Genomic DNA, 26,502 nt, shown 5'->3' with positions numbered 1-26,502 from the left:
CGCCAAATGGAGAGGACTGACATGAAGACGACAATTGCAATTGCAACGCTGGCCGCCGGGATGCTCGGCAGCGCCGGCATTGCCTCGGCGGATTCGATCCCGGGCATGCGCGGCCACGACCACACCGGCATCACCGTTCCCGATATGAAGCAAGCGGTCGACTTCTTCACCGAAGTGGTCGGCTGCAAGAAGGCGATGTCGTTCGGTCCGTTCGCCGACGACAAGGGCACCTTCATGCAGGATCTCCTTGGCGTCGATCCGAAGGCGGTGATCGAAGAGGTCACCATGGTCCGCTGCGGCTATGGATCGAACATCGAGCTGTTCAAATACACCGCGCCCGACCAGAAGAACCTGACGCCGAAGAACAGCGACATTGGCGGCTTCCACATCGCCTTCTATGTCAACGACGTCGCTGCCGCCAAAGCCTATCTCGAAGGCAAGGGCGTCAAGACGCGGATGGGGCCGCTGCCGGTCAAGGAAGGGCCGGCCGCCGGCCAGACCATCCTCTATTTCCAGGCGCCGTGGGGGCTGCAACTGGAAGCGATCAGCTATCCCGATGGCATGGCCTATGAGAAGGGCGCCGAGACGGTGCTGTGGAGCCCGAAGAACCCGGAAAAGTGATCCAGCAGCGCGCTTGCGCGATGACACGCAGGCGCGCTTTCGCCATGTCAGGACAATCGTTTTGATATAAAACTTTAAGCTTGAAATATCGTGTCGCCGGCGCGATACTGAACTCCAGCAAGCGAAGAGGAGATCGCAGACATGAAGGTTGCGGTTCTCGGCGGCGGACCAGCCGGCCTCTACTTTGCCATTTCGATGAAGATCCGTGACGCCGCGCACGATGTGACGGTGTTCGAGCGCAACCGCGCCGACGACACGTTCGGCTGGGGCGTCGTGCTGTCGGCCGAGACGCTCGATAATCTGTCGAAAAACGACCCGGTCAGCGCCGTCTGGATCAAGAAGCACTTTGCCTATTGGGACGACATCGCCGTCATCCATGACGGCGTGCGCACGGTCTCGTCAGGTCACGGTTTCTGCGGCATCGGCCGCAAGCGGCTGCTGGTCCTGCTGCAGCGCCGGGCGCGCGAACTCGGCGTCAAGCTGATGTTCGAGACCGACATCGCCGATCCAAAACCTTACATGGAGACGCATGATCTGGTCGTCGCGGCCGACGGCCTGAACTCCAGGGCGCGCAACGCTTTCGTCGACATCTTCAAGCCCGACATCGACACCCGCAAATGCAAGTTCGTCTGGCTCGGCACCAACCAGAAATTCGACGACGCCTTCACCTTCATCTTCGAGAAGACCGAGCATGGCTGGGTTTGGGCGCACGCCTACCAGTTCGACAGCGACACCGCGACCTTCATCGTCGAATGCAGCGAACAGACCTGGGCTGCTTTCGGCTTCGGCGCGATGTCGCAGCAGGAATCGATCGCTGTCTGTGAGCGCATCTTCGAAAAACATCTCGGCGGCCACGCCTTGATGACGAATGCCAACCATATCCGAGGTTCGGCCTGGATCAATTTCCCGCGCGTGCTGTGCGAGCGCTGGTCCTACAAGAATCTGGCGCTGATGGGCGATGCGGCGGCCTCAGCGCATTTCTCGATCGGCTCCGGCACCAAGCTGGCCCTGGAAAGTGCCGTGGCTCTGGCCGAGTATGTCGAAACCGAGCCGGACCTCGACGCCGCCTTCCGTAGATATGAGGATGCCCGCCGCACCGAGGTGCTGAAGCTGCAATCGGCGGCGCGCAATTCGCTCGAATGGTTCGAGGAGGTCGAGCGCTATCTCGGCCTCGATCCGGTGCAGTTCAACTATTCGCTTTTGACCCGCTCGCAGCGCATCAGCCATGAGAATTTGCGGCTGCGCGATGCCGAATGGCTTGAAAGCGCGGAGGAATGGTTCCAGCGCCAGGCAGGCGCCGGCGGCAACAGCCTGCGCCGCGCGCCGATGTTCGCGCCGTTCAAGCTGCGCGACATGAGGCTGCAGAACCGCGTCGTCGTCTCGCCGATGGCGCAGTACAAGGCCGTCGACGGTTGCCCGACCGACTGGCATTTCATCCATTATGCCGAGCGGGCCAAGGGCGGCGCCGGCCTCATCTATATCGAGATGACCTGCGTCAGCCCGGAAGGCCGCATCACGCCTGGTTGTCCCGGTTTCTATGCGCCCGAACATGAGGTGGCGTGGAAGCGGCTGGTCGACTTCGTCCATACCGAAACCGAAGCCAAGATCTGCGCCCAGATCGGCCATTCCGGCGCCAAAGGTTCGACCCGGCTCGGCTGGGAGGGCACCGACGTGCCGCTGGTCTCAGACAACTGGCCGGTGATGGCGGCCTCAGCCGTGGCGTGGTCGCCGCAGAATCAGGTGCCGAAGGCGATGGATCGCGCCGACATGGACCGCGTGCGCGACGAATTCGTGGCTTCGGCCGAGATGGCCGATCGTTGCGGCTTCGACATGCTCGAGATCCACGCCGCGCATGGCTATCTCTTGTCGTCCTTCATCACGCCGGTCACCAACCGGCGCACGGATGAATATGGCGGTTCGCTGGATAATCGGATGCGCTATCCCCTCGAAATCTTCCGCGCGGTGCGCGCTGCCTGGCGGGCGGAGAAGCCGATCTCGATGCGCATTTCGGCCAATGACTGGGTCGGCATCGAGGGCGTCACACCGGCCGACGCGGTGGAGATCGCACGGCTGCTGCACGAGGCCGGCGTCGACATCTGCGACGTCTCGGCAGGCCAGACCTCGGCACTGGCCAAGCCTGTCTATGGCCGCATGTTCCAGACGCCGTTTTCCGACCGCATCCGCAACGAAGTCGGCATGGCGACGATGGCGGTCGGTAACATCTACGAGCCGGACCATGTCAATTCGATCCTGATGGCCGGCCGCGCCGACCTCGTCGCACTGGCACGGCCGCATCTCGCCGATCCCTACTGGACACTGCATGCCGCCGTCACGCTCGGCGACCGTGGTGTCAAATGGCCGGATCCCTATCTGCCCGGGCGCGACCAGCTCTACCGTCTGGCCGAGCGCGACGCCGCAGCGGGGCTGAAAGTATGACGGCCGCCGCGACGATCCCTGGCAAGCATGCGCTGGTCACAGGCGGCGGCTCCGGCGTCGGGCGGGCCATCGCACTGGCGCTGGCTGCTGCCGGCATCGACGTCACCATCTGCGGCCGCCGGGAAGCGGAACTCGCCAAAGTGGCCGGCGAGAACGACCGCATCTTCGGCATCGCCGCCGATGTCACCGACGAGGCGGCAATGGCGGCGCTCTACCAGAGGGCGCAATCCGCGCGCGGACCCTTCGACATCGTCGTCGCCAATGCCGGCATGGCCGGCAGCGCCCCGGCGCACAAAACCGCGCTCAGCGACTGGCAGCGAACGCTCGACGTCAATCTGACCGGCGCCTTCCTGACGGTGAAGCCGGCGCTGGCCGGCATGGTCGTGCGGAAAACAGGACGAATTGTTTTCATCGCCTCGACCGCCGGCCTGAAAGGCTACGCCTACGTCGCGTCTTACGTCGCCGCCAAGCATGGCGTCGTCGGCCTGATGCGAGCTCTTGCCGCTGAGACGGCGAAATCGGGCGTCACCGTCAACGCGGTGTGCCCAGGCTTTGTGGAAACCGAAATGCTGGAAAAGTCCATCCAGCGCATCATCGAGAAGACCGGCCGCTCGGTCGAGCAAGCGCGGTCAAGCCTCGCCTCGAACAACCCGCAAGGCCGCTTCATCCAGCCGGATGAGGTCGCCGCCGCCGTGCTGTGGCTGTGCGGCGACGCCGCCCAATCGATAACCGGACAGGCGATTTCCATCTCAGGAGGCGAAACATGGTAGCCGGCCCCCTGCCCGCGCCGTCGGGACCCGGCAAGGACCGCTTGCGGCTGTGGATCAGGCTGCTGCGAGCCTCGCGCACGATCGAGGCCGAGCTGCGCGAGCGGCTGAAGAAGGAGTTCAACACGACGCTGCCGCGCTTCGACGTGATGGCAGCACTCTATAGGATGCCGGAAGGCATGCTGATGAGCGACCTGTCGCGCTTCCTGCTGGTCTCCAACGGCAATGTCACGGGCATCGTCGACCGGCTGGTTTCGGAAGGACTTGTCGCCCGCGCGAGGCGCAATGGCGACCGCCGCACGTCGATGGTGCGGCTGACCGAGGAAGGCACGCAGGCCTTCGCCACAATCGCCGCGGCGCATGAAGGCTGGATCGGTGAATTGCTGGGCAAGGTCAGCGAGGACGACGCGCGCCGGCTGACCGGCATGCTGACCTCGTTTCGCAGCAACTGGGAGGGACGCGAATGACCGCAATGGCCGGGCGCAAGCCGAAGCATTTCCTGTGGGAGGTCGAGGGCAGGATCGCCAAGGTCCGGCTCGACCGGCCGGAGCGCAAGAACCCGCTGACCTTCGACAGCTATGCCGAGCTGCGCGACACGTTCCGCGACCTCGTCTATGCCGACGATGTCGACGCCGTGGTGTTCCTCTCCAATGGCGGCAATTTCTGCTCCGGCGGCGATGTCCACGACATTATCGGCCCGCTGGTCAAGATGGACATGAAGGAGCTCTTGGCCTTCACCCGCATGACCGGCGATTTCGTCAAGGCGATGCTGAATTGCGGCAAGCCGATCATTGCTGCGGTCGACGGTGTCGCGGTCGGCGCCGGCGCCATCATTGCGATGAGCTCCGATATCCGCATCGCCACGCCGGAAGCCAAGACCGCATTCCTGTTCACCCGCGTCGGCCTCGCCGGCTGCGACATGGGCGCCTGCGCGATCCTGCCGCGCATCATCGGCCAGGGCCGCGCCGCCGAACTGCTCTACACCGGCCGCACCATGATGGCTGATGAAGGCGAACGCTGGGGGTTTTATAACCGGCTGGTCGATGCCGCCTTGCTGGAGGCCGACGCGCTCGACATGGCGGCGCGCATCGTCTCCGGCCCGACCTTTGCGCACGGCATCACCAAGACGCAGCTCAACCAGGAATGGTCGATGGGTCTCGACCAGGCGATCGAGGCGGAAGCCCAGGCACAAGCGATCTGCATGCAGACCCGCGACTTCGAGCGCGCCTACAAGGCGTTCGTGGCCAAGGAAAAGCCGGTGTTCGAGGGGGATTGAGGATGATGCATTCCGTGGAGATGTTGGCGGGACAGCGCCCCCCTCTGTCCTGCCGGACATCTCCCCCTCTAGGGGGGAGATTGGATGTTGCGTCGGTTTTCGCCAACCACCAGCGTGGCAGGATGAGCCGTGGCGGCGAAGCTGCCAATCTCCCCCCTAGAGGGGGAGATGTCCGGCAGGACAGAGGGGGGCGCCGTAGAGCGCAACGCCTCAATTGCGGAGGCACCCATGCCTGACCGCTCCTTCCTCAACTGGCCCTTCTTCGAAGACAGCCATCGCGAGTGGGCCGAGCGCCTCGACGCATGGTGCTCAAAAAACCTGCCGGTCGATCACCATGATGTCGATGCCGCTTGCCGCGAACTGGTGGCGCAGTTGGGCCGGGACGGCTGGCTGAAGCCGACGGCGATCGACCCCGACAATCCTGGCCCCCTCGACGTCCGCACCCTGTGCATCACGCGCGAGACGCTGGCGCGCCATGACGGGTTGGCCGATTTCGCCTTCGCCATGCAGGGGCTTGGCACCGGCGCGCTCAGCCTGTTCGGCACGCCGGAGCAGCAGCAATGGCTTGCGAAGACACGTGCCGGAAAGGCGATATCCGCCTTCGCCCTGTCGGAACCGCGCTCGGGATCGGATGTCGCCAACACGGAGATGACGGCGACCCGCGACGGCGACAATTACGTTCTGTCGGGTGAAAAGACCTGGATCTCCAATGGCGGCATCGCCGACCTCTATGTCGTCTTTGCCCGCACCGGCGAGGCGCCGGGCGCCAAGGGGCTTTCCGCCTTCCTCGTGCCTGGCGACGCCAGGGGCCTTGGCATCGCCGAACGGCTGGAAGTGATCGCGCCGCATCCGCTGGCGCGCCTGTCTTTCGATCAGGTCCGCCTGCCCGTCGCCGCGCGGATCGGCAAGCCCGGCGACGGCTTCCGTATCGCCATGTCGGTGCTCGACGTGTTCCGCTCGACCGTCGGGGCGGCGGCACTCGGCTTTGCCCGCCGCGCGCTGGATGAAAGCATCAAACGGGTGGCCGAGCGCAAACTGTTCGGCGCGCCGATGGCCGAGCTGCAGATGGTGCAGGGTCATATCGCCGATATGGCGCTCGATGTCGACGCGGCAGCCCTGCTGGTCTACCGCGCCGCGTGGACCAAGGACATGGGTGCCGCGCGGGTTACCCGCGAGGCGGCGATGGCCAAGCTGTTTGCCACCGACAAGGCGCAAGAGGTGATCGACAAGGCTGTGCAACTGCATGGCGGCGACGGTGTCCGCAAGGGCCATATCGTCGAAAGCCTGTATCGCGAGATCCGCGCGCTGCGCATCTACGAGGGTGCCTCCGACGTGCAGAAAGTGGTGATCGCGCGGCAGGTGATGGGCGCGGCCTGACGGCAGAGATTTTGACGAGCGTTCGATTTTGAAAATTGGGTTTTGGAATACCGGGAGGTTTTGAATGCACAGGATTCTGCAGCCCGAAGGCTGGGCAAAACCTGTCGGCTACGCCAATGGCGTCGCGGCACGCGGGCAGCTCGTCTTCGTCGGCGGACAGGTCGGCTGGAACGGGCAATGCCAGTTCGAGACCGACGATTTTGTCGGCCAGGTGCGGCAAACGCTTCAGAACATCGTCGCGGTGCTGGCGGAAGCCGGTGCCGGGCCGCAGCACATCACCTCGATGACTTGGTATTTCACCGACAAGGCCGAGTATTTGGCCAACCTCAGGGGCATCGGCGAGGCCTATCGCGAGGTCATCGGCCGGCATTTTCCGGCGATGGCCGCCATGCAGGTGATGGCGCTGGTCGAGGATCGCGCCAAGGTGGAGATTCAGGCGACTGCCGTCATCCCGGAATAGGGAGTTCGTTCGTCCGGAGTAAACGCCCCTCGCTTCGTCATCCACGGGCGGAGCAAGGAGCGAAGCGACGCGGCGCAGACCCGAGGATCCATGCCGGGACCTCAAAGCGTTGCAGCAATGCATGGTTCTGCTCCGTCGCACTTGCTGGCCGATGTCGCGGCATGGATCCTCGGGTCTCCGCGACGGAGCTTCGCTCCTGCTCCGCCCGTGGATGACGAAGTTGGGGAGGCTTCGGCAAATTCCGAATGCTCTACCTAAACTGATGATGAAATCCCTGACCGCCAACAGGCAGCCGCTTCCCGGAGCAAAGCTACTATGCGCGAAGGCCCGCCTGTCTCAAAATCGGCAGCACGTGATCGCAGAAATAGGGCAACTCCCTGGTGTAGTTGACGAAGGACAGCGCGATGCCCTGGTAGCCATGCCCGGCGATGGCGGCCATGTCGGCAGCGATCGTTTCCGGCGTTCCGATCAGCGGGTAGGTGCCGGCGCCGCCGGCGAAGCGTTGCCGGTAGCGGTCATAGGCGTGCGGGTCGTGCGACTGCGAGAATTCCTTCTTGCCGGCCATGTGAGCATCGACCGCATCGTGGTCGGCCATATCGACCGCATAGCTGTTATAATAGGCCTGCGCCTCTTCCATCGTCGGGCGGCAGACGACATGCGCAACCGTGTAGACGCCTACGTCGCGGCCTGCCTTGTCGGCCCGTTCGCGGATATCGGCGACATGCTTGCCGGCATCGCCCATTTCGGAAAAGGTCGTGAACAGATAGTCGCATCGGGCGGCGGCGAAATCGCGGCCCGGCCCACCGAAGGCGGCGTTCATGGTCACCGGGCGCGGAACCTGCAGACTGGCCGGCCGGCTGACGGCTTCCTTGAGGCGGTAATAGGTGCCCTCATAGTCGAGCGGCTCGGCCGAGGCATAAAGCTTTTCCAGGATTTCGATCCATTCGGCCGCCTGATCGTAGCCCTTCTCGACCAAAGGCGTGCCAAACATGCCGAATTCCTTCGGGTTCCAGCCGCAGACGATGTTCAAGCCCGCGCGGCCCTGGCTGATATGGTCGACCGTCGCCAGCGCCTTGGCGGCATAGAGCGGATGCACCAGCGGCACATGCACGGTCATGAACAGCCCGATCTGCTCGGTGGCCATGGCAAGAGCCGCCGCCCAGGTGAAGGTCTCGAACGACCATTCCCGCACCTTGTTGCGGCCGCCAAAACCGCGCCAGCGCGCGATCGGCAGCATGAACTCCAGCCCGGCGCGGTCGGCGATCTGAGCCGCCGTCACATTATCCTGCCAGCTCGCCGTCCAGCGTTCCGGAACGTCTGTGATAGCAAGGCCGCCATCGGCATTGGTCGAAAAGACGCCAAGCTTCAATCTGTTCGGGCCGTGCAAAGGGTGTGGTTTGTTCATGTCGCGACCTCCCGGCGAGAGAGCACACGCTAGGCCCGCGCCGAGATATTTCAAGCCTGAAATAGCTTCGGGTCGCCATCGCTCGCGGGTATCGGTTCCAGCGGGCCGCACGGTGTCCGCCACGCAACCGACAACGCAGCTTTTTAAGCTTAAAACTTTCGCCTTGAAAAGCGCCGTACTTTGGATAAGCATTCCACAGTCGATGGCGATTGCCTTGCCGGACGGGCTTGCCGGCCAGTCCATCGTGCAGACCAGTCCATCGTGCCGGCCAGTCCATCGTGGGTGCTCCGGGTGGGAGTCTCAGTTCTTGTCGTTCATACTGCCCCAGTCATCATCCAACACGCGCCGTGCCTTCGATGACGTGCGCGCGCAGATCCGCGATCTGCAACAAAAAACGTCGCCAACCATGACCGCATTGGTCGCTGCCATGAATTGACGCCCTGCGGTGCGGGGCGGCAAAAAACCGTGCGGGAGCAACCCGCCCGATCAACAACAGAGGGAACACAAATGAGCTTCACACGTCGCAAATTGCTTCTTCTCGCCGCCGCCATCGGCATCGCCGCCGGCCCCGCCACCGCTTATGCCGCCGATGTGCTCAATGTCGGCGCCTACCCGACCAATCCACCCTTCGAGTACAAGAACGAGAGCGGCACTTTCGAAGGCTTTGAAGTCGACATCGTCAACGAAGCCGCCAAGCGCATCGGCATGACCACCGACATCGCCGACCTCGGCTTCCAGGCGCTGTTTGCCGCCACCACCTCGAAGCGCATCGATGTCGCCATCTCGTCGATCACCATCACGGCGGAGCGGCTGAAGTCACAGTCGTTCACCCAGCCCTATTACGATTCCGACATGGGCATCGCCACCAAGACCGACAGCGCGATCAAGGCCGAGGCCGACCTCAAGGGCAAGATCATCGGCGTGCTGTCCGGCTCGACCGGCGAAACCTGGGTCAAGGCGCATCAGGAAGTCGATGGCTTCAGCGACGTGAAGGGCTACGACACGCAGCAGAATCTGCTGCTCGACCTCAGCGCCGGCCGCGTCGATGCGGCCGTCAGCGACATTCCGGGCATGGAGTATTCCTTCACCAAGATGAAGGACCTGGTCGTCAAGGAGCGCATCAAGACCGGTGAGCAATACGGCCTGATGATGACCAAGGACCACCCGCTGCTGGGCAAGCTGAACGATGCGCTGAGCGCGATGAAGAAGGACGGCACCCTGGCCGCCATCCACAAGAAGTGGTTCGGCAGCGACGCGCCGGCCGACTCCTCGACCATGAAGGAAATGCCGCTGCCGAAGGCCTGAGCTGAAAGCTGCGCTGACATCGTGCCGGCTTTCCAGGCTGGCACGATTCATTTCACGTTTTGGCGCCGGCTTCTGCCGCAGATCACCTCGCCGTCGACGAGGCCAATTGATTTTAACGTGAGCACTCTTTGCTCTGGGGTTCGGGAACGCTCCGATGTCGCTGATCGACACCTTCTTCAACCCCGATGTCATCATGTCCAGCCTGCCGGCGCTGCTGCGCGGCTTCCTGAACACGCTGCTGCTCGGCATTTTGAGCATCGGCATCGGGATCCCCATCGGCCTGGGGATCAGCCTGGTGCGGCTCTATGCGCCGAAGCCGCTGCGCTGGCTCGCGGTCGGCTACACCGACATCTTCCGCGCCCTGCCGGTGCTGGTCGTGCTGATCCTGATCTACTACGCGCTGCCCTTCCTCGGCATACGCCTGTCGTCCTGGGCCTCGGCGGTGACGGCCTTCGCCTTCATCATGTCGGCTTACTCGGCAGAAGTGTTCCGCTCCGGCATCGAAAGCATTCCGCGTGGCCAATTCGAGGCGTCGCAGGCGCTTGGCCTGCCGTTCCTCCTGACTTTGCGCAAAGTGGTGCTGCCCCAAGCGATCCGCGTCGTCATCCCGCCGATGACCAGCAACTGCGTTTCGATGTTCAAGGACACCTCGCTCGCCTCGACCGTGGCGCTGCCGGAACTCTTGAAGGAAGCGACCAACGCGCAGTCGCTTTACGCCAACCCCTCGCCGCTGATCGGCGCAGCCCTTGTCTATCTCATCTTTCTCTGGCCGATGGTCCGCCTCGTCAGCCTGCTTGAAGAGCGCTTCAAGACCGAAAAGAAGCGCTGACCTCGTCAACCGATCCCACCCCGCCCAAGTCCTCCGCAGGAGCCTACCCCGTGAACAAGCATCAAACCGACAATGCGAATGCCACCGCGTTCCCCGTCGACGCCATCCGCGCCATGTTTCCAGCCCTGCAACGGGCCGGCGACTTCATCTTTTTGGACAATGCCGCCGGCGCGCAAATTCCGCAGAGCGTGCTCGACGCGGTGACCAACCATCTGGTTTCGCACAATGTGCAGCGTGGCGGCCGCTATGGCCGCAGCGTCACGGTCGACCAGTCGGTCGCCGATGCGCGGACAAGCGTCGCGCTGCTGATCAATGCCTATAGCCCGGCGGAAATCTGCTTCGGCATGAACGCCACCTCGTTCATCCGCCTGGTCAGCCTCGGCATCGGCCAGATGCTGCAGGAGCGCGACGAGATCGTCGTCACCGACATGGACCATGACGCCAACATCGCGACCTGGCTGGCGCTGGAATCGGCCGGCGCCAAGTTCAAATGGTGGCGCATGCGCGAGGACGGCAATCTGCATGTCGACGATCTGCGCCCGCTGGTTTCCGACCGTACCCGCCTCGTCGCCTGCACGGTCACCGCGCATTCGATCGGCTCGATCGTCGATGTCGCTTCGGTGGCAGAGATCGCGCACGCGGTCGGCGCCGAAGTGTTCCTCGACTGCGTGCATTACGGACCGCATGGGCTGATCGACGTGCAGGCCTGGGATTGCGACTATCTCGTCTGCTCCGGCTACAAGAATTTCTCGCCGCATATGGGCTTCCTGTGGGGCCGCTTCGAAACGCTGAAGCGGCTGCCGACCTTCCGCGAGGATTTCATCCCCAACGAGCCGCCGTACAAGGTCGAGGCCGGCACCTTCATCTACGAGAACGTCTCCGGCATGGATGCGGCCGTGCAGTATCTGGAACTGATCGGCCGCAATCTGGCGCCGTCCAACAACCGCTCCCGGCGCGACAACATCGTTGCCGGCATGGGCGCCATCCGCGACTATGAGCTGGTGCTGGCGCGTGAGATGCTGGCCGTGCTGAAAAGTTGCGGCGCGACCATCTACGGCGTTGCCGACGAGGCCCGCATCACTGAGCGTGTGCCGACCTTCTGCTTCAACATCGGCACACTGTCGCCGCAGCGGGTCGTCGAGGAAATGGCCGAGATGCAGATCGGCATCCGCGACGGCCATATGTATGCGCCGCGACTGATGAAGCGTCTCAACCTCTCAATGGACAGCGGCGCCATCCGGGCCTCGCTGGTCCACTACAACACGGTCGAGGAGATCCACCGTTTCGGCGAGGCACTGCGCGCGATTATCGCGAAGCTGTCGTGAGAGGCGGCCTCTCCAGCGTCGTCATCCACGGGCGGACAAGGAGCGTAGCGACGCAGTGCAGACCCGAGGATCCATGCCGTGATGTTCGAGTGTTGCCACGGTGCAGAATTCTGCTCCGCTGCACCCTTCGGCTGAGGTAACGGCATGGATCCTAGGGTCTGCGCGACGCTTCGCGCCGCTCCGCCCTAGGATGACGAAGAGACGTTAAGCCGCCTTCTTCTTCGCCAGTCTTGCCTTGATCGAGGCGACGTCGGCACGCGGCGTCGCGGCGAACAGCGTCCTGGTGTAGCTGTGCTTGGGGTCGGCGAAGACCTCGTCGCGCGAGCCGTATTCGACCGCCTCGCCGAAATACATCACCATCACATCGTCGGCGATGTAGCGCACCACGGACAGATCGTGGCTGATGAAGACATAGGTCAGCTGGAACTCGTCCTGCAGGTCAGCGAGCAGGTTGAGCACCTGTGCCTGCACGGAAAGATCGAGCGCCGAGACCGGCTCGTCCAGCACCAGCAGGCTTGGGTTGAGCATCAGCGCACGGGCAATGGCAATGCGCTGGCGCTGGCCGCCCGAGAACATGTGCGGGTAGCGGTTGTAGTGCTCGTGACCGAGGCCGACCTTCTTCAGCATCTTCATCGCCAGGTCGCGCCGCTCGGCCGCCGGCTTGTCGGTGTTGATCAAAAGCGGCTCGCCCAGCACGTCGCCGATCTTCTGGCGCGGATTGAGCGATCCATAGGGGTTCTGGAAGACGATCTGGACCTTGCGGCGCATCTCTTTGGTCAATCCGCCCTTGGCGATGTCGACCTTGTTGCCGTCGATGAACAGGTCGCCTGACGTCGCCGGATCGATCAGCGTGATGATGCGGGCGAGCGTGGACTTGCCGCAGCCGCTTTCGCCGACGATGGCCAGCGTCTTGCCCTTGTCGACCTTGAACGAGACGCCCTTGACCGCGTGCACGGTACGCGGCCCGGTGAACATGCCACCACCGATGTGGTAGTCGCGGACAATGTTCTTGCCTTCGAGGACCGTGGTGTTCATGAGGCGGCTCCCGCGGCAGAGGGGGCCGGCTCGAACAGCATGTCGGAAACGGTCGGCAGCCGGTCGCCGACGGCGTTCTCCGGCAAAGCCGACAACAGCGCCCGCGTGTAATTGCTTTTCGGCGATTCGAACAACGACAGCACGTCGGCCTCTTCCATCTTGCGGCCCTTGTACTGGACGATGACGCGATCGGCGGTCTCGGCTACCACGCCCATATTGTGGGTGATCATGATCAGGCCCATGCCGTATTTGGCCTGCAGCGAAACCAGCAGATCGAGGATCTGCTTCTGGATGGTGACGTCGAGCGCCGTCGTCGGCTCGTCGGCGATCAGCAGCTTCGGATTGCAGGCGATGGCTATGGCGATCATGACGCGCTGGCATTGGCCGCCCGACATCTGGTGCGGAAACGAGCTCAGCCGCTCTTCCGGATCGGCGATGCCGACCAGCTTCATCAATTCGATGGCGCGGGCCCGCCGCTGAGCGCGATCCATACCCATATGGAAACGCAGCACCTCCTCGATCTGGAAGCCGACGGTGAAGCACGGATTGAGGCTGGCGATCGGCTCCTGGAAGATCATCGAGATGTCCTTGCCGACGATCTTGCGGCGTTCGGACGGACTGAGCTTCAGGAGATCGACGCCGTCGAAGGCCATGCGGTCTGCCTTGACGGTTGCCGTGTTGGGCAACAGGCCCATCACCGCGAGCATCGCCACGGACTTGCCGGAACCGGACTCGCCTACAATCGCCAGCACTTCGCGCGGCTCGATCGAGAGGTCGATGCCTTGCACGGCCATGAACGGTCCGGCCGCGGTGTCGAAGGAAACGGTGAGGTTCTTGATCTCGAGCAGAGGCATGCTCACGACCTCTTCAGCTTGGGGTCGAGCGCGTCGCGCAGGCCGTCGCCGATCAGGTTGATGGCGAAGACGGTGATCAGGATGGCGAGACCCGGGAAGGTCACCACCCACCAGGCGCGCAGGATGAACTCGCGCGCTTCGGCCAGCATGGTTCCCCATTCCGGCGTCGGCGGCTGCGCGCCCATGCCAAGGAAGCCAAGGGCCGCCGCCTCGAGGATGGCGTTGGAGAAGGACAGCGTCGCCTGCACGATCAGCGGCGCGATGCAGTTGGGCAGGATGGTGACCAGCATCAGCCTGAGATGGCTGGCCCCGGCGACCTTGGCCGAGACGACATATTCGCGGGTCTTCTCGGCCATCACGGCGGCGCGGGTGAGCCGGGCGAAATGCGGCTGCAGCACAAAGGCGATGGCGATCATGGCGTTGACGAGGCCAGGGCCGAGAACCGCGACAAGCACCAGGGCCAGCAGCAGCGACGGGAAGGCCAGGATGATGTCCATGATGCGCATGATCAGCGTGTCGACCCAGCCGCGGCAGTAGCCGGCGAGCAGGCCGAGAATGACGCCTGAGATCAGCGCTGACGTGACGACGACGAAGCCGATGGCGAGCGAGAACCGCGAGCCGTAGATCAGCCGCGACAGCATATCGCGGCCGACAGCGTCGGTGCCGAGCAGGAACTGCGCGTTGCCGCCTTCCTGCCAGGCCGGCGGCGTCAGGAAGAAGTCGCGGAACTGATCGTCCGGCGAATGCGGCGCCAGCAGCGGTGCGAAGATGGCGATCAGGATCAGCAGCGCGAAGACGAAGAGCCCGATCACCGCGCCCTTGTTGACGGAGAAGTAGTGCCAGAACTCGCCGAACATCTGCAGCCTGGCGTCCTGCGGCTTGACGACGGTCGCGGCTTCGATGGTGGCTGGGCCTTCGTTGCTCATGTCAGTTGGCCCGGATGCGTGGGTTGATGACGGCGTAGAGCACGTCGACGATGAGGTTCACCGACATGACGATCAGCGCGATCAAAAGCAACCCGCCCTGCACGGTGAAATAGTCGCGCTTGGAAATGGCGTCGATCATCCATTTGCCGATGCCGGGCCAGGAGAAGATGCTCTCGGTCAGGATGGCGCCGGTCAAAAGCGTGCCGACCTGCAGGCCGATGGTGGTGACGACCGGGATCAGCGCGTTGCGGAAGGCGTGCAGGCCGATGACGCGGCGCGGCGCCAGGCCCTTTGCGCGCGCGGTGCGGACATAGTCCTCACCCAGCACTTCGAGCATCGCCGAGCGGGTCTGCCTGGCGATGACTGCGAGCGGGATAGTGCCGAGAACGATCGTGGGCAGGACGAGGTGCGACAGTGCCGAGCGGAATGCGCCCTTCTGGCCCGAGATCAGCGAATCGATGGTCATGAAGCCGGTCACCGGCTTGAAGAAATAGAGAAGGTCGATGCGGCCGGAAACCGGCGTCCAGTGCAGCGTGCCAGAGAACACGATGATCAGCAGCAGGCCCCACCAGAAGATCGGCATGGAATAGCCAGCCAGCGCCGTGCCCATGGTCAGCTGGTCGAACCAGGAACCACGGCGGATGGCGGCGAAGATGCCGGCGGCGACACCCAGGACAACGGCAAAGATCATGGCGAAGATGGCGAGCTCGACCGTTGCCGGGAAGCGAACCAGGAAATCCTTGAGCACCGGGGTCTTGGTTGAAAACGAGGTACCGAAATCACCGCTCAGCACATTCATCAGATAAGTCAGATATTGTTGCCAGATCGGCAGATCGAAACCGAACTGGTGCATCAGCGCCGAGTGACGTTCGGGCGACAGGCCGCGTTCGCCCGCAAGCACCAGCACCGGATCACCGGGCAGGATGCGCACGAAGCCAAAGGCGAGGATGGTTATCCCGATGAAGGTCGGGATGATGAGGGCGAGCTTGCCGAGGATATAACGCAGCATGGCGGGCGAGTGGGGGCGTCACCACATGGTGGCGCCCCCGTTTCGCAACCTTATTCGGCGATATCGACGCCGTCGAAGCGGTGGATACCGAGCGGATCCATCGCAAAGCCGGTGACGGTCTTCTGCATCGGCATGAACACCTTGGAGTGAGCGAGCGTCGCCCAGGGTGCCTGTTCCTTGAAGATGACCTGTGCCTGTTCATAGAGCTTGGTGCGCTCGGCCTGATCCGAAACGGTCTTGGCCTTGTTGATGAGCGCATCGAAGTCCTTGTTGCACCATTCCGCGCGGTTGTTCGAACCGACGGAAGCGCAGCTCAGGAGCACGCCGAGGAAGTTGTCCGGATCGCCATTGTCGCCGGTCCAGCCGACGATGACGGCGCCGTCGTGATCGACCGCGGAAGCGCGCTTGAGGTATTCACCCCAATCGTAGCTGACGATCTCGACGGTGACGCCGACCTTGGCGAAGTCCGCCTGGATCAGCTCGGCGGTGCGGCGCGCGTTCGGCATATATGGGCGCGACACCGGCATGGCCCAGACGTTCATCTTGAGGTCCTTGACGCCGGCCTCTTCAAGCAGCTTCTTGGCTGCATCCGGATCGTAAGGATCGTCCTTCACTTCCTTGTTGTAGGACCACATGGTCGGCGGGATCGGATTGATCGCCACCTGGCCGGCGCCCTGGAAGACGGCGTCGATGATGGCCTTCTTGTTGATGGCCATGTTGAGCGCCTTGCGGACGCGCACGTCGTCGAACGGCTTCTGCTGGGTGTTGTACATCAGCGCGCCGACATTGAGGCCTTCCTGCTCCTCGACCTTCAGGTTCGGATCGGCCTGCAGGCCGGCGATGTCGGCCGGTGCCGGGTACGACATGATGTTGCATTCGCCGGCCTTGAGCTTCTGCGCGCGCACCGCCGGATCGGTGGTGATGGCGAAGACCAGATCGTCGATCTTCTGCTTGCCGCCCCAATAGTCCGGGTTGGCCTTGTAACGGATGGCGGCGTCGGTCTGGTAGTCGACGAAGATGAACGGACCGGTGCCGATCGGCTTCTGGTTGAACAGCTCAGGCGTCTTGTCGGCCTGCAGCTTGTCGGCATATTCCTTGGAGACGACCGAAGCGAAATCCATGCCCAGCGTTGGAATGAAAGTGATCGCCGGCTCCTTGAGGGTGAACTTCACCGTCAGGTCGTCGACCTTCTCGACCTTGGCGATGTTTTCGCCGAACTGGTCATTGTAATACTGGTATGCAATGCCCGGAATGTACTGAAACCAAGGGCCGTTCTTGTCGACCTGGCGTTCGAACGAGAACACCACGTCGTCAGCGTTGAAGTCGCGCGTCGGGGTGAAATAGTCGGTCGCGGCGAACTTGACGCCCTTGCGCAGCTTGAAGACATATTCCTTGCCATCGTCGGAGATCGTCCAGCTCTCGGCCAGGCCCGGCGAGGTCGTCGTCTTGCCGTGATCGAATTCGACAAGGCGGTTGAAGACGGTGCGCGATGACGCGTCGAACGTCTGGCCTGCGGTATACGGCGCCGGATCGAAACCCTCCGGCGAAGCTTCCGCGCAGTAGACCAGAGTTTTCGCATTGGCCACGCCGCCCAGGACGCTTGCAGCCAGCAACGCGGCTGCAAAAGTCAGCTTCTTATTCATTGAGCACTCCCTGATGTTCTTCCAAGCCCCTCTATCAGGCTCGCGAAGCGCGCATATAAGCACCGTTTTTCCGGCTTTGGAACACCCCGTTTGCTTACCCCGCGGGAAGCAGGAAAAAAATCCGCTATTTTGCCAAATTGCAGAAAAAATTAGCAGTTTCTTCCATTCACGAGATTATTAACAACCGCATTTTTTTATTGATCGCCAAGCTGACGATATAAATGTTCCCCGCGCTTCCGAGCGGCCGAGGGATGCGCCAGGACACCATTTGGCAGCGCCGGCGGCGGCAAGGACTTTCGACGGCAAATCTTTCGCCGTGTTGCCGCAAGGGCAAGACTTGCACGGTCACCAAGGGAGGCAATACATAGGGTATAACGGCCGCAGCGGAGGGCGCCCTTGTCAATTCAGAGGCGAGGTCAATTCAGGGGCGAGCGCGGCGCGAATGAACAAACTTGTCCAGGGAGGAACGGGTGGCAAAAGCATCAAGGACGACGACGGTGAAAGCGGGAGCCAAGGCGCCGTCGAAAGCAGCCGGTACTGCCAAGCCGAAAGCACCCGTTGCCAAAGCCGCCACGCCGAAGGCGGCCGCGGCGCCCGTAAGGGCAAGCACAAAGCCGGCGGTGAAAGCCCCGGCTAAGGCTGCGGCCGGAAAGACGGCACCGGGGAGTACGGCAAAGCCTGCTGTCAGGCCGGCGTCGAAGGCTGCGGCGGCGGTGAAGGCCCCACCGGCGGCAAGGCCGACCGCCGCCACCGCCAACCGATTGCCGAAAGCATTGACGGCGCTGGCCGCCGGCTTGCCGGAAAAGCCGTGGCTCAAGAGCTATCCGAAAAACGTGCAGGCGGAGATCGGCGCCCTGCCCTACAGCTCGATCGGCGATTTCCTCGTCGGCGCCTGCAAGCAGTTTTCCGCGCAGCCGGCCTTCACCTGCATGGACAAGTCCATCAGCTACACCGATGTCGAGCGGCTGTCGGCGGCCTTCGGCGCCTACCTGCAATCGAAGGGCCTGCAGAAAGGCGCGCGCGTCGCGCTGATGATGCCGAACGTGCTGCAATACCCGGTGGCGATGATGGCGATCTTGCGCGCCGGCTATGTCGTGGTGAATATCAATCCGCTCTACACGCCGCGCGAGCTCGAACACCAGTTGAAGGATTCCGGTGCGCAAGCCATCGTCATCCTGGAAAACTTCGCCAACACCTTGCAGGCGGTGATCGCGAGGACGGCGGTCAAGCATGTGGTGGTCGCCGCGATGGGCGACATGCTCGGCGGCCTGAAGGGCACCATCGTCAATTTCGTCGTGCGCCGCGTGAAGAAGATGGTGCCGGCATGGTCCTTGCCCGGCCATGTCAAGTTCAATGCCGCCATGAAGGCCGGCGCCGGCATGGGCTTCAAGCCGGCCAAGGTGGAAGCCGACGATGTCGCCTTCCTGCAATATACGGGCGGCACCACGGGCGTGTCGAAGGGCGCCACACTGCTGCACAGAAACGTGCTCGCCAACGTCGCGCAGAACGCGCAGTGGATGGAGGACGCCTACACGATCAAGCCGAAACCGGCGCACCCCAACTTTATCTGCGCGCTGCCGCTCTATCATATTTTCGCGCTGACCGTGAACGCACTGATGGGCATGCAGCAAGGCGCCCGAAATGTCCTCATTCCCAATCCGCGCGACATTCCCGGCTTCGTCAAGGAACTGCAGAAGTATCCGGTGCACATCTTTCCCGGCCTCAACACGCTGTTCAACGCGCTGCTCAACAATGAGGATTTCCGCAAGCTCGACTTCAAGCCGCTGGTGCTGACGTTGGGCGGCGGCATGGCGGTGCAGAAGGGCGTCGCCGAACGCTGGAAGACGCTGACCGGTTGTTCGGTCACCGAAGGCTACGGCCTCTCGGAAACCTCGCCGGTCGCCACCGCCAACAAGTTCACCGCCGGCGACTTCACCGGCACCATCGGCTTGCCGCTGCCCTCGACCGAGATCGCCATCCGCGACGACGACGGCAACAATTTGCCGCTCGGCGAGGTCGGCGAGGTCTGCATCCGAGGACCGCAAGTGATGGCGGGCTACTGGAACCGGCCCGATGAGACCGCCAAGGTGATGACCAAGGACGGCTACTTCAAATCCGGCGACATGGGCTTCATGGACGAGCGCGGCTACACCAAGATCGTCGACCGCAAGAAGGACATGATCCTGGTCTCGGGCTTCAATGTCTATCCGAACGAACTCGAGGAAGTCGTGGCCATGCATCCGGGCGTGCTCGAAGTGGCGGCGGTCGGCGTGCCGGACGAGCATTCGGGCGAGGTGCCGAAACTGTTCGTGGTCAAGAAGGATCCGGCGCTGACCGCGGAGACGCTCACCGCCTTCTGCCGCGAGAACCTGACCGGCTACAAGCGGCCCAAATACATAGAATTCAGGACCGAGCTGCCGAAGACGCCGGTCGGCAAGATCCTGCGGCGAGCACTGCGCGAATAGTGGACGGCGATCTTGCCGACAACGATGCTCCGGATCGATGCTCACGCCTCGACCCGGCAACCTTCATCAAGGCGAACATGCGCCTTGTCCCCGTGCCTGCGCTTCCAGAAATCCAGTTTTATACAGCTCACCCCGGCAGCGGATTGAGGCGGCTCGTCGAGCCCGAAGACGATGCGGAAGACGCGCCGGAGCCACAACCGCCCTACTGGGCCTATGCATGGGCCGGCGGCACCGTGCTCGCACGCTATGTCCTTGACCATCCAACAACCGTGGCGGGACGCCGCGTGCTCGACCTTGGTGCCGGCTCCGGCCTTGTCGGCATCGCCGCAGCTAAGGCTGGGGCACGCGAAGTGATCGCCGCCGAGATCGACCGCAACGGCGTTGCCGCTCTTGAGCTCAACGCGGTCGCCAACGGCGTTGCCATCACGATAATAGGCGAAGACATCACCGCCGGCCCGCCGCCGGCAGTTGACCTCGTGCTCGCAGGCGATGTTTTCTACGGGTGCGACGTTCCTTTACGCATCACCCCGTTCCTCGATCGCTGCCTGGCAGCCGGCATCGACGTGCTGGTCGGCGATCCCCGTCGCAACGATCTGCCGCTGTCCCGACTGCGGTTGCTCGCCGAATACCAGGTGCCGGATTTCGGCGACGCGAAGGGTGCTGCGACCAAGCCGAGCGGTGTCTTTTCGTTTGAGGCGGAAGAGCGCTGACGCTGAGATCAATCCCAGTCACTCGGAATGGCCGGGTTCGACCTCGTTCCGGACCTTTGTCAGGTGAGTACGACTGCCAGAAGGCAGCCATACAGAGCTGACATTCGGCGGCGCAAAATTGGGGTATGATCCAAGGCGCGTTATTCGGGCGTCGTAGGGTGGCTCGGCGAGTCGCAAAACGGCGGGATGGCGCGTTGCTGCCATCACCCCGGCAATGTCGATGTTGCGTTGTCTAACGCTCAGTTCTTCAAGGTCCCCGTCTCAAGCTTGGAGTGCCGCATGGTTGGCCCGCAAGAACTCGGCCGCTGTCATCGGCTTGCGGCCCAAGAGTTTCTCGAGATCCCCCGCCGTGCCGCCCCATTCTCCGGCGTTGATGCCTTGCACCCACACAAGCGCGAAGCGGGCGGCCTGCTCGGGCAGACCCGCCGCCACTAAGTGGGCGATGTAATCGTGATCCGAGCCGGAAACAAACGGCACTCGCTTGCCGCTGACATCCGACAGGATCTGTGCGACATCCGCGAAGGACACGGCGGGATCGCCATACAGCGAGTATGTCTTGTATTCATGGCCGTCTTGGCTCAGCACAATGGCATGCGCCTCTGCTAGGTCGTCACGGCTGGCATAGCCCGCCTTGCCCGCACCAGCCGGCACGTGAACCCCGGTCTCTATGGCGTTTCCGCCGATGTAGAATGGGATGCTCTCGATAAAGGGCGGATGACGGACGAGCGTGTAGGCTAGGCCGGACGCCTTCAGTTTTTCCTCGACGAACAGATCCTGCTCGGTGATATCCGACAAGGTGAAGGCGGATCCTGCTTCGTGGATGATCGGCATATAGACGATGTGCTTAACGCCCGCCTGCCGAGCTGCGCTAATGGCATTTTGGTGCTGGGTATTGCGATCGGTAAAGGCCGTGGCGGATACGAGCATTAGCTTATCAATGCCCTCGAACGCGCGCACCAGTCCGTCATAGTCGAGATAGTCGCCTTGGCGGATCTCAATCCTATCGGCCGCCAGATCGGCCGCCTTGGCGGGATCGCGGGCCAGGCCGACGAGATCGCTGGCGGGCAACCGCTTCAGGAGATGTTGGAGAGTTTTTCGGCCGATATTGCCGGTTGCGCCGGTTACGAGGATCTTGGCCATGGTGATTTCCTTTGGGCTTTTGCACATCGACACCGTCGTCCGATCCAGGTAAGTCAGAACAGACCTGCAAACCAGTACCGACTATTTGGTAAGTGCCAAATTCGGAGATCGACGTGACCGAGACAAATTTCCAATGCGGCCTGGAAGCGGTTCTTGCCATCCTTGGAGGCAAGTGGAAGCCGCTTGTCGTCTATCATCTGGCCAGCGGGCCCAAACGCACCGGTCAACTCCGCAGGCTCGTTACCAACGTGAGCGAGAAAATGCTGATCCAGCACCTGAAAGAACTGACGGATGATGGCGTTATTCGTCGCATTGACTTTCAGACGGTGCCGCCGCACGTCGAGTATGAACTAACCGACTTTGGTCAAAGCCTGGCCGGAGTACTCGCGCCCTTGTGCGAATGGGGAACTCATCATACGTCCGAGGTGGCCCTGATCGTGCAAAATCGATCGCGCCCTTCTGCAGGTGCGTAGCGGTCCCAAATCTGGCGGTGGACCAAGGTCCGCCTTTGAGGGAACAGCCCGTCTCCTTTCCACCAATCTCAGCCGTTGGCGGGAAAGCCCAAGTTGATTTTGCCCCGCCCCGGCCGTCAGATCGTCTCCTTGACCCGCGCCGAGAGAAAATCCGGCAGGTCGGCGACCGAATCCAGGATCACATCGGCAATGCCGGCCAGCGATTCGCGGGTGCCGGTGCCGGAGAGCACGCCGACTGCCAGCCCGCAGCCACCGGCACGCGCCATTTCGAGGTCGTGCCTGTTGTCGCCGACCATGGCGATCTCCGCCGGTCTGAGGCCGGTGAGGTCGCTGAAAGCCAGGATGGTGTCGGGCGCCGGCTTCGGATTGGCCACCGCGTCGTAGCCATAGGCCGCGTCGAACAGTTGGGCGACGCCGAGCGTGACCAGCGTCTTTTCCGCACCGCTGGTCGAGTCGTTGGTGGCGACGCCAAGCCGGTAGGACTTCCTGTGCAGTGCCGTCAGCGTGTCGACGATGCCCGGCAACGCCACTGCCATTGCCGAGCCCTGCACCGAGGTGATTTCGTTGAAGCGGGCAACCGCAAGCATCTGGTCCTCGTTGGACAGGCGCGGGAACCACAATTCGACGACGTCGAGATTGGTGCCGGAGGCAAATATCGAGTCCGGTTTGAAGCGCTTGTTGGCGAAATCGAAGCCGGCGGCGGCCAGCAGCCTGTCGGCTTTCCAGCGATCGCCTTCGGACGCATCCATGGCCATGAAGTCGGCAACGCCGAGCCAGGTTGCGTTGAAGTCGACAAGCGTGCCGTCCTTGTCGAACAATATTCCCTTGATGTCTGCCAAGCTTTTCACTCCGCGCCACGCAAATGGTGGATGAATCCCACAAGGCCAGCGGTCGATGCATCCCGCTTGGCGGCACTTTCCTTGCCCTCCACGACAGGCAGAAGGCCGGTGGCCAGTTCCTTGCCGAGCTCGACGCCCCACTGGTCGAAGGAGTTGATGTCGAACAGCGTGCCCTCGACGAAGACGCGGTGCTCGTAGAGCGCGATCAGCCGGCCGAAGGTGCGTGGGTCGAGTTTGCGGTAGAGGATGGTCAGCGAGGGCCGGTTGCCCGAGAAGACGCGGTGCGGCGCTATCTTGTCGACGTCGGCCGGCTTCATGCCCTTGGCCAGCATCTGGGCGCGGGCTTCGTCCAGCGTGCGGCCCTTCATCAGCGCTTCCGACTGCGCCAGGCAGTTAGCGAGCAGCAGATCGTGCTGGTGTTTGAGTTCCGGCTCGTGGCCGACCGCCGCGGCGAGGAACTCGACCGGGATGAAATCGGTGCCCTGGTGCAGCAGCTGGAAGAAGGCATGCTGGCCGTTGGTGCCGGGCTCGCCCCAGACCAGCGGTCCGGTCGGCGTCGTCACCTCTGTGCCTTCGAGGGTGACGCTCTTGCCGTTCGATTCCATGTCGAGCTGCTGCAGATAGGCCGGCAGCCTGGACAGGCGCTGGTCATACGGGATGACGGCGCGCGCCGGGTAGCCGCAGATGACGCGATGCCACCAGCCGACCAGTCCAAGCAGCGCCGGCAGGTTCTCCTGCACCGGCGCGGTGCGGAAATGCTCGTCCATCTCATGCGCGCCATCGAGGAAGGCGCGAAAATTCCGCGGGCCGACAGCGATCATCACCGGCAGGCCGATGGCGCCCCAGAGCGAATAGCGGCCGCCGACCCAGTCCCAGAAGCCGAAGACGCGATCCGGCTCGATGCCGAACTTGGCCACCAGGTCGAGTGCGGTGGAGACGGCGGCAAAATGCTTGCCGACCGCTTCCTTACCCAGTGCTTCCTGCACCCATTTCCGAGCGGTTTCGGCGTTGGTCATCGTTTCGACGGTGGTGAAGGTCTTGGAAGCGATGATGAAAAGCGTGGTTTCGGCGGAGAGGCCCTTCAGTGTGTCGTGGATATGGGCGCCGTCGATGTTGGAAACGTAATGTGCGCGCGGCCCGTCATGATAGGGCGCCAGCGCCAGCGTCGCCATGGCCGGGCCGAGATCGGAACCGCCGATGCCGATGTTGACGATGTCGGTGATCTTCTTGCCGGTGGCGCCGGCCGCCTTGCCCGAGCGCACGGCATCGGCAAAGGCGCCCATGGCGTCGAGCACGGCGATGACGTCAGCCTTGACGTCCTGGCCATCGACGGTGACGCCCTTGCCGGTCAGGTTGCGCAGCGCCGTGTGCAGCACGGCACGGTCCTCGGTGACGTTGATCTTCTTGCCGGCGAACATGGCGGCGCGGCGGCCTTCGAGATCGGCGGCCTGGGCGAGTTTTTCCAGCAACTCCATGGTGGTCGCGTCGACCGCGCATTTCGACCAGTCGAGCAGCAGATCGCCGTCGGTGGCGGAGAATTCCACGAACCGCTTGGGATCGGCGGCGAAGGCCTGGCGCATGCTGGCGGGCACCGCCGCGCGGTGGTCACGCAAGGCGGCGAGTTGTTTTTGAAAGGACGATTGATCCACTGCCAAACTCCGAGACCTCGAGCCATCATTACGGACCGGATGTTTCCGGCGCGTGTCGTCGCGACAATCTATCGGGCCGAACTCCACCCGATTCAATGCGCAGCGATGACGCACACCGTCACCCAGCGATGACGCAGACGTCACGCGGCGATGACGCAGACGTCACGTACGGTGTCATCGCCGGGATGAGGCGCCGCGTCACCCCAGGATGCCGCAACGCGGCATCAAAAGGACGTGAAGGATCACTGGCATAAATCCCAACGATCAGAAAAATTGATTGGCGCAACCCCTTGTGCCACGGTTACGTTCGGCTGGTCCAGCCAAGCGAAAAAGGCTGGCCATCGAGGAAATCTCCCATGCCACAGCGAAACGACACGGCGATATGGTCCGGCCTGTTCCGGATTTCGGCCGAATCCGGCCAAACCCTGCAGGCGCAGATCCGCCAGGCCATCGTAGCCGCCATTCTCGACCGCCAGATCGCCGCTTCGATGCCGCTTCCTTCCTGCCGGATCCTGGCAGAAAAACTTGGCGTGGCTCGCGGAACCGTGGTGCTGGCGTTCCAGCAGCTCGTCGACCAGGGTTTCCTGGTGGCGCGCGAGCGGCGTGGCCATTTCGTCAATCCCGATGTGCTGGCGACACCGGCCAAGCCGCACCAGAAGGCGCCCGACCAGGCCAACGAGATCGACTGGAAGGCACGCCGCAAGATCGCCGCAAGCGACATGCCGCCGCCAGCCAAGCACGAGAACTGGATCAAGTCGTCCTATCCCTTCGTCTACGGGCAGTTCGACCCGGCGCTGTTCCCGACCGCCGAGTGGCGCGAGTGCAACCGCATGGCGCTTGCCGTGCTGGAAATCCGTAACTGGGCGTCCGACATGGTCGACCGTGACGATCCGCTGCTGATCGAGCAGATCCAGGCGCGGCTCCTGCCCCGGCGCGGCATCTTCGCCAATCCGGACGAGATCATCGTCACGCTGGGCGCTCAGAACGCGCTCTACATGCTGGCGACGCTGCTGATGTCCAAAGGCTCCAAGGTGGCGATGGAAGACCCGGGCTATCCCGACGCCCGCTCGATCTTCCGCCTTGCGGGCGCTGAGATACAGCCGGTGCCGGTCGACCAGTCCGGCATCGTAACTACTTCTATTGCCAACGATTCCGGGTTCGTCTTCGTCACGCCAAGCCATCATTGCCCGACCATGGTGCCGTTGTCGGCGGAGCGGCGGCAGGATCTTCTGGCGCGAGCCAACCGCTACAACCAGATCATCATCGAGGACGGCTATGACAGCCAGCTTCTCGACGAGGCACCGCAGCAAGCACTGAAGAGCCTCGATCGTTCTGGCCGCGTCGTCTATGTCGGCTCGATGTCCAAGACGCTGGCTCCGGGCCTGCGGCTCGGCTACATCGTGGCGTCCGCCGGACTGATCGCGGAGCTCAGGGCGCTGCGCCGCTTCATGCTGCGTCACCCGCCGGCCAACAATCAGCGCGCCGTAGCGCTGTTCCTGTCGCTCGGCCACCACGAGGCGCTGGTGCGGCGGCTGTCTTCAGCCTTCGACGAGCGGCGCAAGCGGCTGGTCCATGCGATTTCCGCCTTCCTGCCGGAATGGCGTTCGACCGATTCGGCCGGCGGCACGTCGCTGTGGCTCGAAGGGCCGCGCGGCACCGATTCGCGTGGGCTGGCCGAGGCAGCCGCCTCGCGCAGCGTCATCATCGAGCCAGGCGACCGTTTCTTCGATCGCACTGAAAAGCCTTCGCGTTTCATGCGGCTGGGCATCTCGTCGATCGCACTGCAGCACATCGAGCCAGGCATTCGCGAGCTGGCCACGGCCGCCGGACGCAGACCCGCGGCCGCCTGATCCATCGTCGATCTCTCGTGACCGGAGCCGTTCGCAGCGGCTCCGGTATTTTAGCTCTGGCACATGGAACTGGGCCAGCTGGCCCATAGGATGGGCCAGTGCCAGCGG

At 63.1% G+C, this 26,502-nt stretch carries 24 protein-coding genes; 15 read left to right on the top strand and 9 right to left on the bottom strand.

Going from position 1 to position 26,502, the window contains the following annotated elements:
- The first annotated feature begins 21 nt into the window (after positions 1-21).
- The 7 genes from AC0L3E_RS22530 (at position 22) to AC0L3E_RS22500 (ending at position 6,937) form a co-directional block, all read left to right on the top strand.
- On the top strand, positions 22-621 hold the full coding sequence (locus AC0L3E_RS22530) for a VOC family protein (protein ID WP_473605646.1): 600 nt from the start codon (positions 22-24) through the stop codon (positions 619-621).
- A gap of 141 nt (positions 622-762) precedes the next feature.
- Complete coding sequence (locus AC0L3E_RS22525; RefSeq protein WP_473605645.1) at positions 763-3,057, top strand: bifunctional salicylyl-CoA 5-hydroxylase/oxidoreductase; 2,295 nt, start codon at positions 763-765, stop codon at positions 3,055-3,057.
- On the top strand, positions 3,054-3,827 hold the full coding sequence (locus AC0L3E_RS22520; protein ID WP_473605644.1) for an SDR family NAD(P)-dependent oxidoreductase: 774 nt from the start codon (positions 3,054-3,056) through the stop codon (positions 3,825-3,827). Before AC0L3E_RS22525 ends, AC0L3E_RS22520 begins: the two co-directional genes overlap by 4 nt.
- On the top strand, positions 3,821-4,291 hold the full coding sequence (locus AC0L3E_RS22515; RefSeq protein ID WP_127271381.1) for a MarR family winged helix-turn-helix transcriptional regulator: 471 nt from the start codon (positions 3,821-3,823) through the stop codon (positions 4,289-4,291). The genes AC0L3E_RS22520 and AC0L3E_RS22515 overlap by 7 nt, the downstream gene beginning before the upstream one ends.
- The gene (locus tag AC0L3E_RS22510; RefSeq protein ID WP_256745896.1) at positions 4,288-5,100 is read left to right on the top strand and encodes an enoyl-CoA hydratase family protein; all 813 of its coding nucleotides are present in this window, start codon (positions 4,288-4,290) and stop codon (positions 5,098-5,100) included. The genes AC0L3E_RS22515 and AC0L3E_RS22510 overlap by 4 nt, the downstream gene beginning before the upstream one ends.
- A gap of 228 nt (positions 5,101-5,328) precedes the next feature.
- The gene (locus AC0L3E_RS22505) at positions 5,329-6,477 is read left to right on the top strand and encodes an acyl-CoA dehydrogenase family protein (protein ID WP_473605643.1); all 1,149 of its coding nucleotides are present in this window, start codon (positions 5,329-5,331) and stop codon (positions 6,475-6,477) included.
- A 64-nt stretch (positions 6,478-6,541) separates the two neighbouring features.
- Positions 6,542-6,937 (top strand): RidA family protein, encoded by a 396-nt coding sequence (locus AC0L3E_RS22500; protein WP_127381544.1) that lies wholly within the window; start codon positions 6,542-6,544, stop codon positions 6,935-6,937.
- A gap of 313 nt (positions 6,938-7,250) precedes the next feature.
- Here the strand turns inward: AC0L3E_RS22500 and AC0L3E_RS22495 are convergent, their stop codons facing one another.
- Positions 7,251-8,342, bottom strand: a complete 1,092-nt coding sequence (locus AC0L3E_RS22495) for an LLM class flavin-dependent oxidoreductase (RefSeq protein ID WP_473605642.1) — start codon at positions 8,340-8,342, stop codon at positions 7,251-7,253.
- A gap of 307 nt (positions 8,343-8,649) precedes the next feature.
- On the opposite strand from AC0L3E_RS22495, the gene AC0L3E_RS22490 reads away from it, so the two are divergent.
- The 4 genes from AC0L3E_RS22490 (at position 8,650) to AC0L3E_RS22475 (ending at position 11,801) form a co-directional block, all read left to right on the top strand.
- Positions 8,650-8,778 (top strand): hypothetical protein, encoded by a 129-nt coding sequence (locus AC0L3E_RS22490; RefSeq protein ID WP_473605641.1) that lies wholly within the window; start codon positions 8,650-8,652, stop codon positions 8,776-8,778.
- Positions 8,779-8,849: 71 nt separating this feature from the next.
- Positions 8,850-9,647 carry an ABC transporter substrate-binding protein gene (locus tag AC0L3E_RS22485; protein ID WP_473605640.1) on the top strand — a complete coding sequence of 266 codons (798 nt, stop codon included), beginning with the start codon at positions 8,850-8,852 and terminating at the stop codon, positions 9,645-9,647.
- Positions 9,648-9,801: 154 nt separating this feature from the next.
- A complete protein-coding gene (locus tag AC0L3E_RS22480; RefSeq protein WP_013527987.1) occupies positions 9,802-10,476 on the top strand; it encodes an amino acid ABC transporter permease in 675 nt (224 codons plus the stop codon).
- A 50-nt stretch (positions 10,477-10,526) separates the two neighbouring features.
- Positions 10,527-11,801 carry a cysteine desulfurase-like protein gene (locus AC0L3E_RS22475; RefSeq protein ID WP_292563352.1) on the top strand — a complete coding sequence of 425 codons (1,275 nt, stop codon included), beginning with the start codon at positions 10,527-10,529 and terminating at the stop codon, positions 11,799-11,801.
- A 204-nt stretch (positions 11,802-12,005) separates the two neighbouring features.
- On the opposite strand, the gene AC0L3E_RS22470 is transcribed toward AC0L3E_RS22475, so the two are convergent.
- The 5 genes from AC0L3E_RS22470 to AC0L3E_RS22450 form a co-directional block, all read right to left on the bottom strand.
- The gene (locus tag AC0L3E_RS22470) at positions 12,006-12,836 is read right to left on the bottom strand and encodes a dipeptide ABC transporter ATP-binding protein (RefSeq protein WP_473605639.1); all 831 of its coding nucleotides are present in this window, start codon (positions 12,834-12,836) and stop codon (positions 12,006-12,008) included.
- A complete protein-coding gene (locus AC0L3E_RS22465) occupies positions 12,833-13,690 on the bottom strand; it encodes an ABC transporter ATP-binding protein (protein ID WP_127267322.1) in 858 nt (285 codons plus the stop codon). Before AC0L3E_RS22465 ends, AC0L3E_RS22470 begins: the two co-directional genes overlap by 4 nt.
- 2 nt (positions 13,691-13,692) lie before the next feature.
- Positions 13,693-14,547, bottom strand: a complete 855-nt coding sequence (locus tag AC0L3E_RS22460; RefSeq protein ID WP_224618710.1) for an ABC transporter permease subunit — start codon at positions 14,545-14,547, stop codon at positions 13,693-13,695.
- Between the two features lie 70 nt (positions 14,548-14,617).
- A complete protein-coding gene (locus AC0L3E_RS22455) occupies positions 14,618-15,625 on the bottom strand; it encodes an ABC transporter permease subunit (protein WP_128309340.1) in 1,008 nt (335 codons plus the stop codon).
- Positions 15,626-15,675: 50 nt separating this feature from the next.
- Entirely contained in the window at positions 15,676-17,268 is a 1,593-nt protein-coding gene (locus AC0L3E_RS22450) for an ABC transporter substrate-binding protein (protein ID WP_127330705.1), read from the bottom strand.
- A gap of 470 nt (positions 17,269-17,738) precedes the next feature.
- On the opposite strand from AC0L3E_RS22450, the gene AC0L3E_RS22445 reads away from it, so the two are divergent.
- Both AC0L3E_RS22445 and AC0L3E_RS22440 read left to right on the top strand, forming a co-directional pair.
- Entirely contained in the window at positions 17,739-19,733 is a 1,995-nt protein-coding gene (locus AC0L3E_RS22445) for a long-chain-fatty-acid--CoA ligase (protein ID WP_473605638.1), read from the top strand.
- Positions 19,733-20,443 (top strand): class I SAM-dependent methyltransferase, encoded by a 711-nt coding sequence (locus AC0L3E_RS22440; protein WP_473605637.1) that lies wholly within the window; start codon positions 19,733-19,735, stop codon positions 20,441-20,443. The genes AC0L3E_RS22445 and AC0L3E_RS22440 overlap by 1 nt, the downstream gene beginning before the upstream one ends.
- Positions 20,444-20,704: 261 nt before the next feature.
- Here AC0L3E_RS22440 and AC0L3E_RS22435 read toward each other — a convergent pair whose 3' ends face one another.
- Positions 20,705-21,583 carry an NAD(P)H-binding protein gene (locus tag AC0L3E_RS22435; RefSeq protein ID WP_473605636.1) on the bottom strand — a complete coding sequence of 293 codons (879 nt, stop codon included), beginning with the start codon at positions 21,581-21,583 and terminating at the stop codon, positions 20,705-20,707.
- A gap of 113 nt (positions 21,584-21,696) precedes the next feature.
- Between AC0L3E_RS22435 and AC0L3E_RS22430 the strand changes: the two genes are divergently transcribed.
- A complete protein-coding gene (locus AC0L3E_RS22430) occupies positions 21,697-22,056 on the top strand; it encodes a winged helix-turn-helix transcriptional regulator (RefSeq protein ID WP_127267317.1) in 360 nt (119 codons plus the stop codon).
- Positions 22,057-22,172: 116 nt separating this feature from the next.
- Here AC0L3E_RS22430 and AC0L3E_RS22425 read toward each other — a convergent pair whose 3' ends face one another.
- Both AC0L3E_RS22425 and pgi read right to left on the bottom strand, forming a co-directional pair.
- A complete protein-coding gene (locus AC0L3E_RS22425; RefSeq protein ID WP_127398955.1) occupies positions 22,173-22,895 on the bottom strand; it encodes an HAD family hydrolase in 723 nt (240 codons plus the stop codon).
- A 5-nt stretch (positions 22,896-22,900) separates the two neighbouring features.
- A complete protein-coding gene (gene pgi / locus AC0L3E_RS22420) occupies positions 22,901-24,550 on the bottom strand; it encodes a glucose-6-phosphate isomerase (protein ID WP_473605635.1) in 1,650 nt (549 codons plus the stop codon).
- Positions 24,551-24,900: 350 nt separating this feature from the next.
- Here pgi and pdxR point away from each other — a divergent pair, with 350 nt between their 5' ends.
- Positions 24,901-26,394, top strand: a complete 1,494-nt coding sequence (pdxR, locus tag AC0L3E_RS22415; RefSeq protein WP_027039660.1) for a MocR-like pyridoxine biosynthesis transcription factor PdxR — start codon at positions 24,901-24,903, stop codon at positions 26,392-26,394.
- Positions 26,395-26,502: the final 108 nt, after the last annotated feature.

This window comes from Mesorhizobium sp. WSM4822, assembly GCF_055811155.1.
This window is presented reverse-complemented; position numbering and strand designations above follow the sequence as displayed.

Coding starts and splice junctions, on each gene's coding strand:
- AC0L3E_RS22530 (WP_473605646.1), top strand. CDS start 22: ATGAAGACGACAATTGCAATTGCAACGCTGGCCGCCGGGATGCTCGGC.
- AC0L3E_RS22525 (WP_473605645.1), top strand. CDS start 763: ATGAAGGTTGCGGTTCTCGGCGGCGGACCAGCCGGCCTCTACTTTGCC.
- AC0L3E_RS22520 (WP_473605644.1), top strand. CDS start 3,054: ATGACGGCCGCCGCGACGATCCCTGGCAAGCATGCGCTGGTCACAGGC.
- AC0L3E_RS22515 (WP_127271381.1), top strand. CDS start 3,821: ATGGTAGCCGGCCCCCTGCCCGCGCCGTCGGGACCCGGCAAGGACCGC.
- AC0L3E_RS22510 (WP_256745896.1), top strand. CDS start 4,288: ATGACCGCAATGGCCGGGCGCAAGCCGAAGCATTTCCTGTGGGAGGTC.
- AC0L3E_RS22505 (WP_473605643.1), top strand. CDS start 5,329: ATGCCTGACCGCTCCTTCCTCAACTGGCCCTTCTTCGAAGACAGCCAT.
- AC0L3E_RS22500 (WP_127381544.1), top strand. CDS start 6,542: ATGCACAGGATTCTGCAGCCCGAAGGCTGGGCAAAACCTGTCGGCTAC.
- AC0L3E_RS22495 (WP_473605642.1), bottom strand. CDS start 8,342: ATGAACAAACCACACCCTTTGCACGGCCCGAACAGATTGAAGCTTGGC.
- AC0L3E_RS22485 (WP_473605640.1), top strand. CDS start 8,850: ATGAGCTTCACACGTCGCAAATTGCTTCTTCTCGCCGCCGCCATCGGC.
- AC0L3E_RS22480 (WP_013527987.1), top strand. CDS start 9,802: ATGTCGCTGATCGACACCTTCTTCAACCCCGATGTCATCATGTCCAGC.
- AC0L3E_RS22470 (WP_473605639.1), bottom strand. CDS start 12,836: ATGAACACCACGGTCCTCGAAGGCAAGAACATTGTCCGCGACTACCAC.
- AC0L3E_RS22465 (WP_127267322.1), bottom strand. CDS start 13,690: ATGCCTCTGCTCGAGATCAAGAACCTCACCGTTTCCTTCGACACCGCG.
- AC0L3E_RS22460 (WP_224618710.1), bottom strand. CDS start 14,547: ATGTTCGGCGAGTTCTGGCACTACTTCTCCGTCAACAAGGGCGCGGTG.
- AC0L3E_RS22455 (WP_128309340.1), bottom strand. CDS start 15,625: ATGCTGCGTTATATCCTCGGCAAGCTCGCCCTCATCATCCCGACCTTC.
- AC0L3E_RS22450 (WP_127330705.1), bottom strand. CDS start 17,268: ATGAATAAGAAGCTGACTTTTGCAGCCGCGTTGCTGGCTGCAAGCGTC.
- AC0L3E_RS22435 (WP_473605636.1), bottom strand. CDS start 21,583: ATGGCCAAGATCCTCGTAACCGGCGCAACCGGCAATATCGGCCGAAAA.
- pdxR (WP_027039660.1), top strand. CDS start 24,901: ATGCCACAGCGAAACGACACGGCGATATGGTCCGGCCTGTTCCGGATT.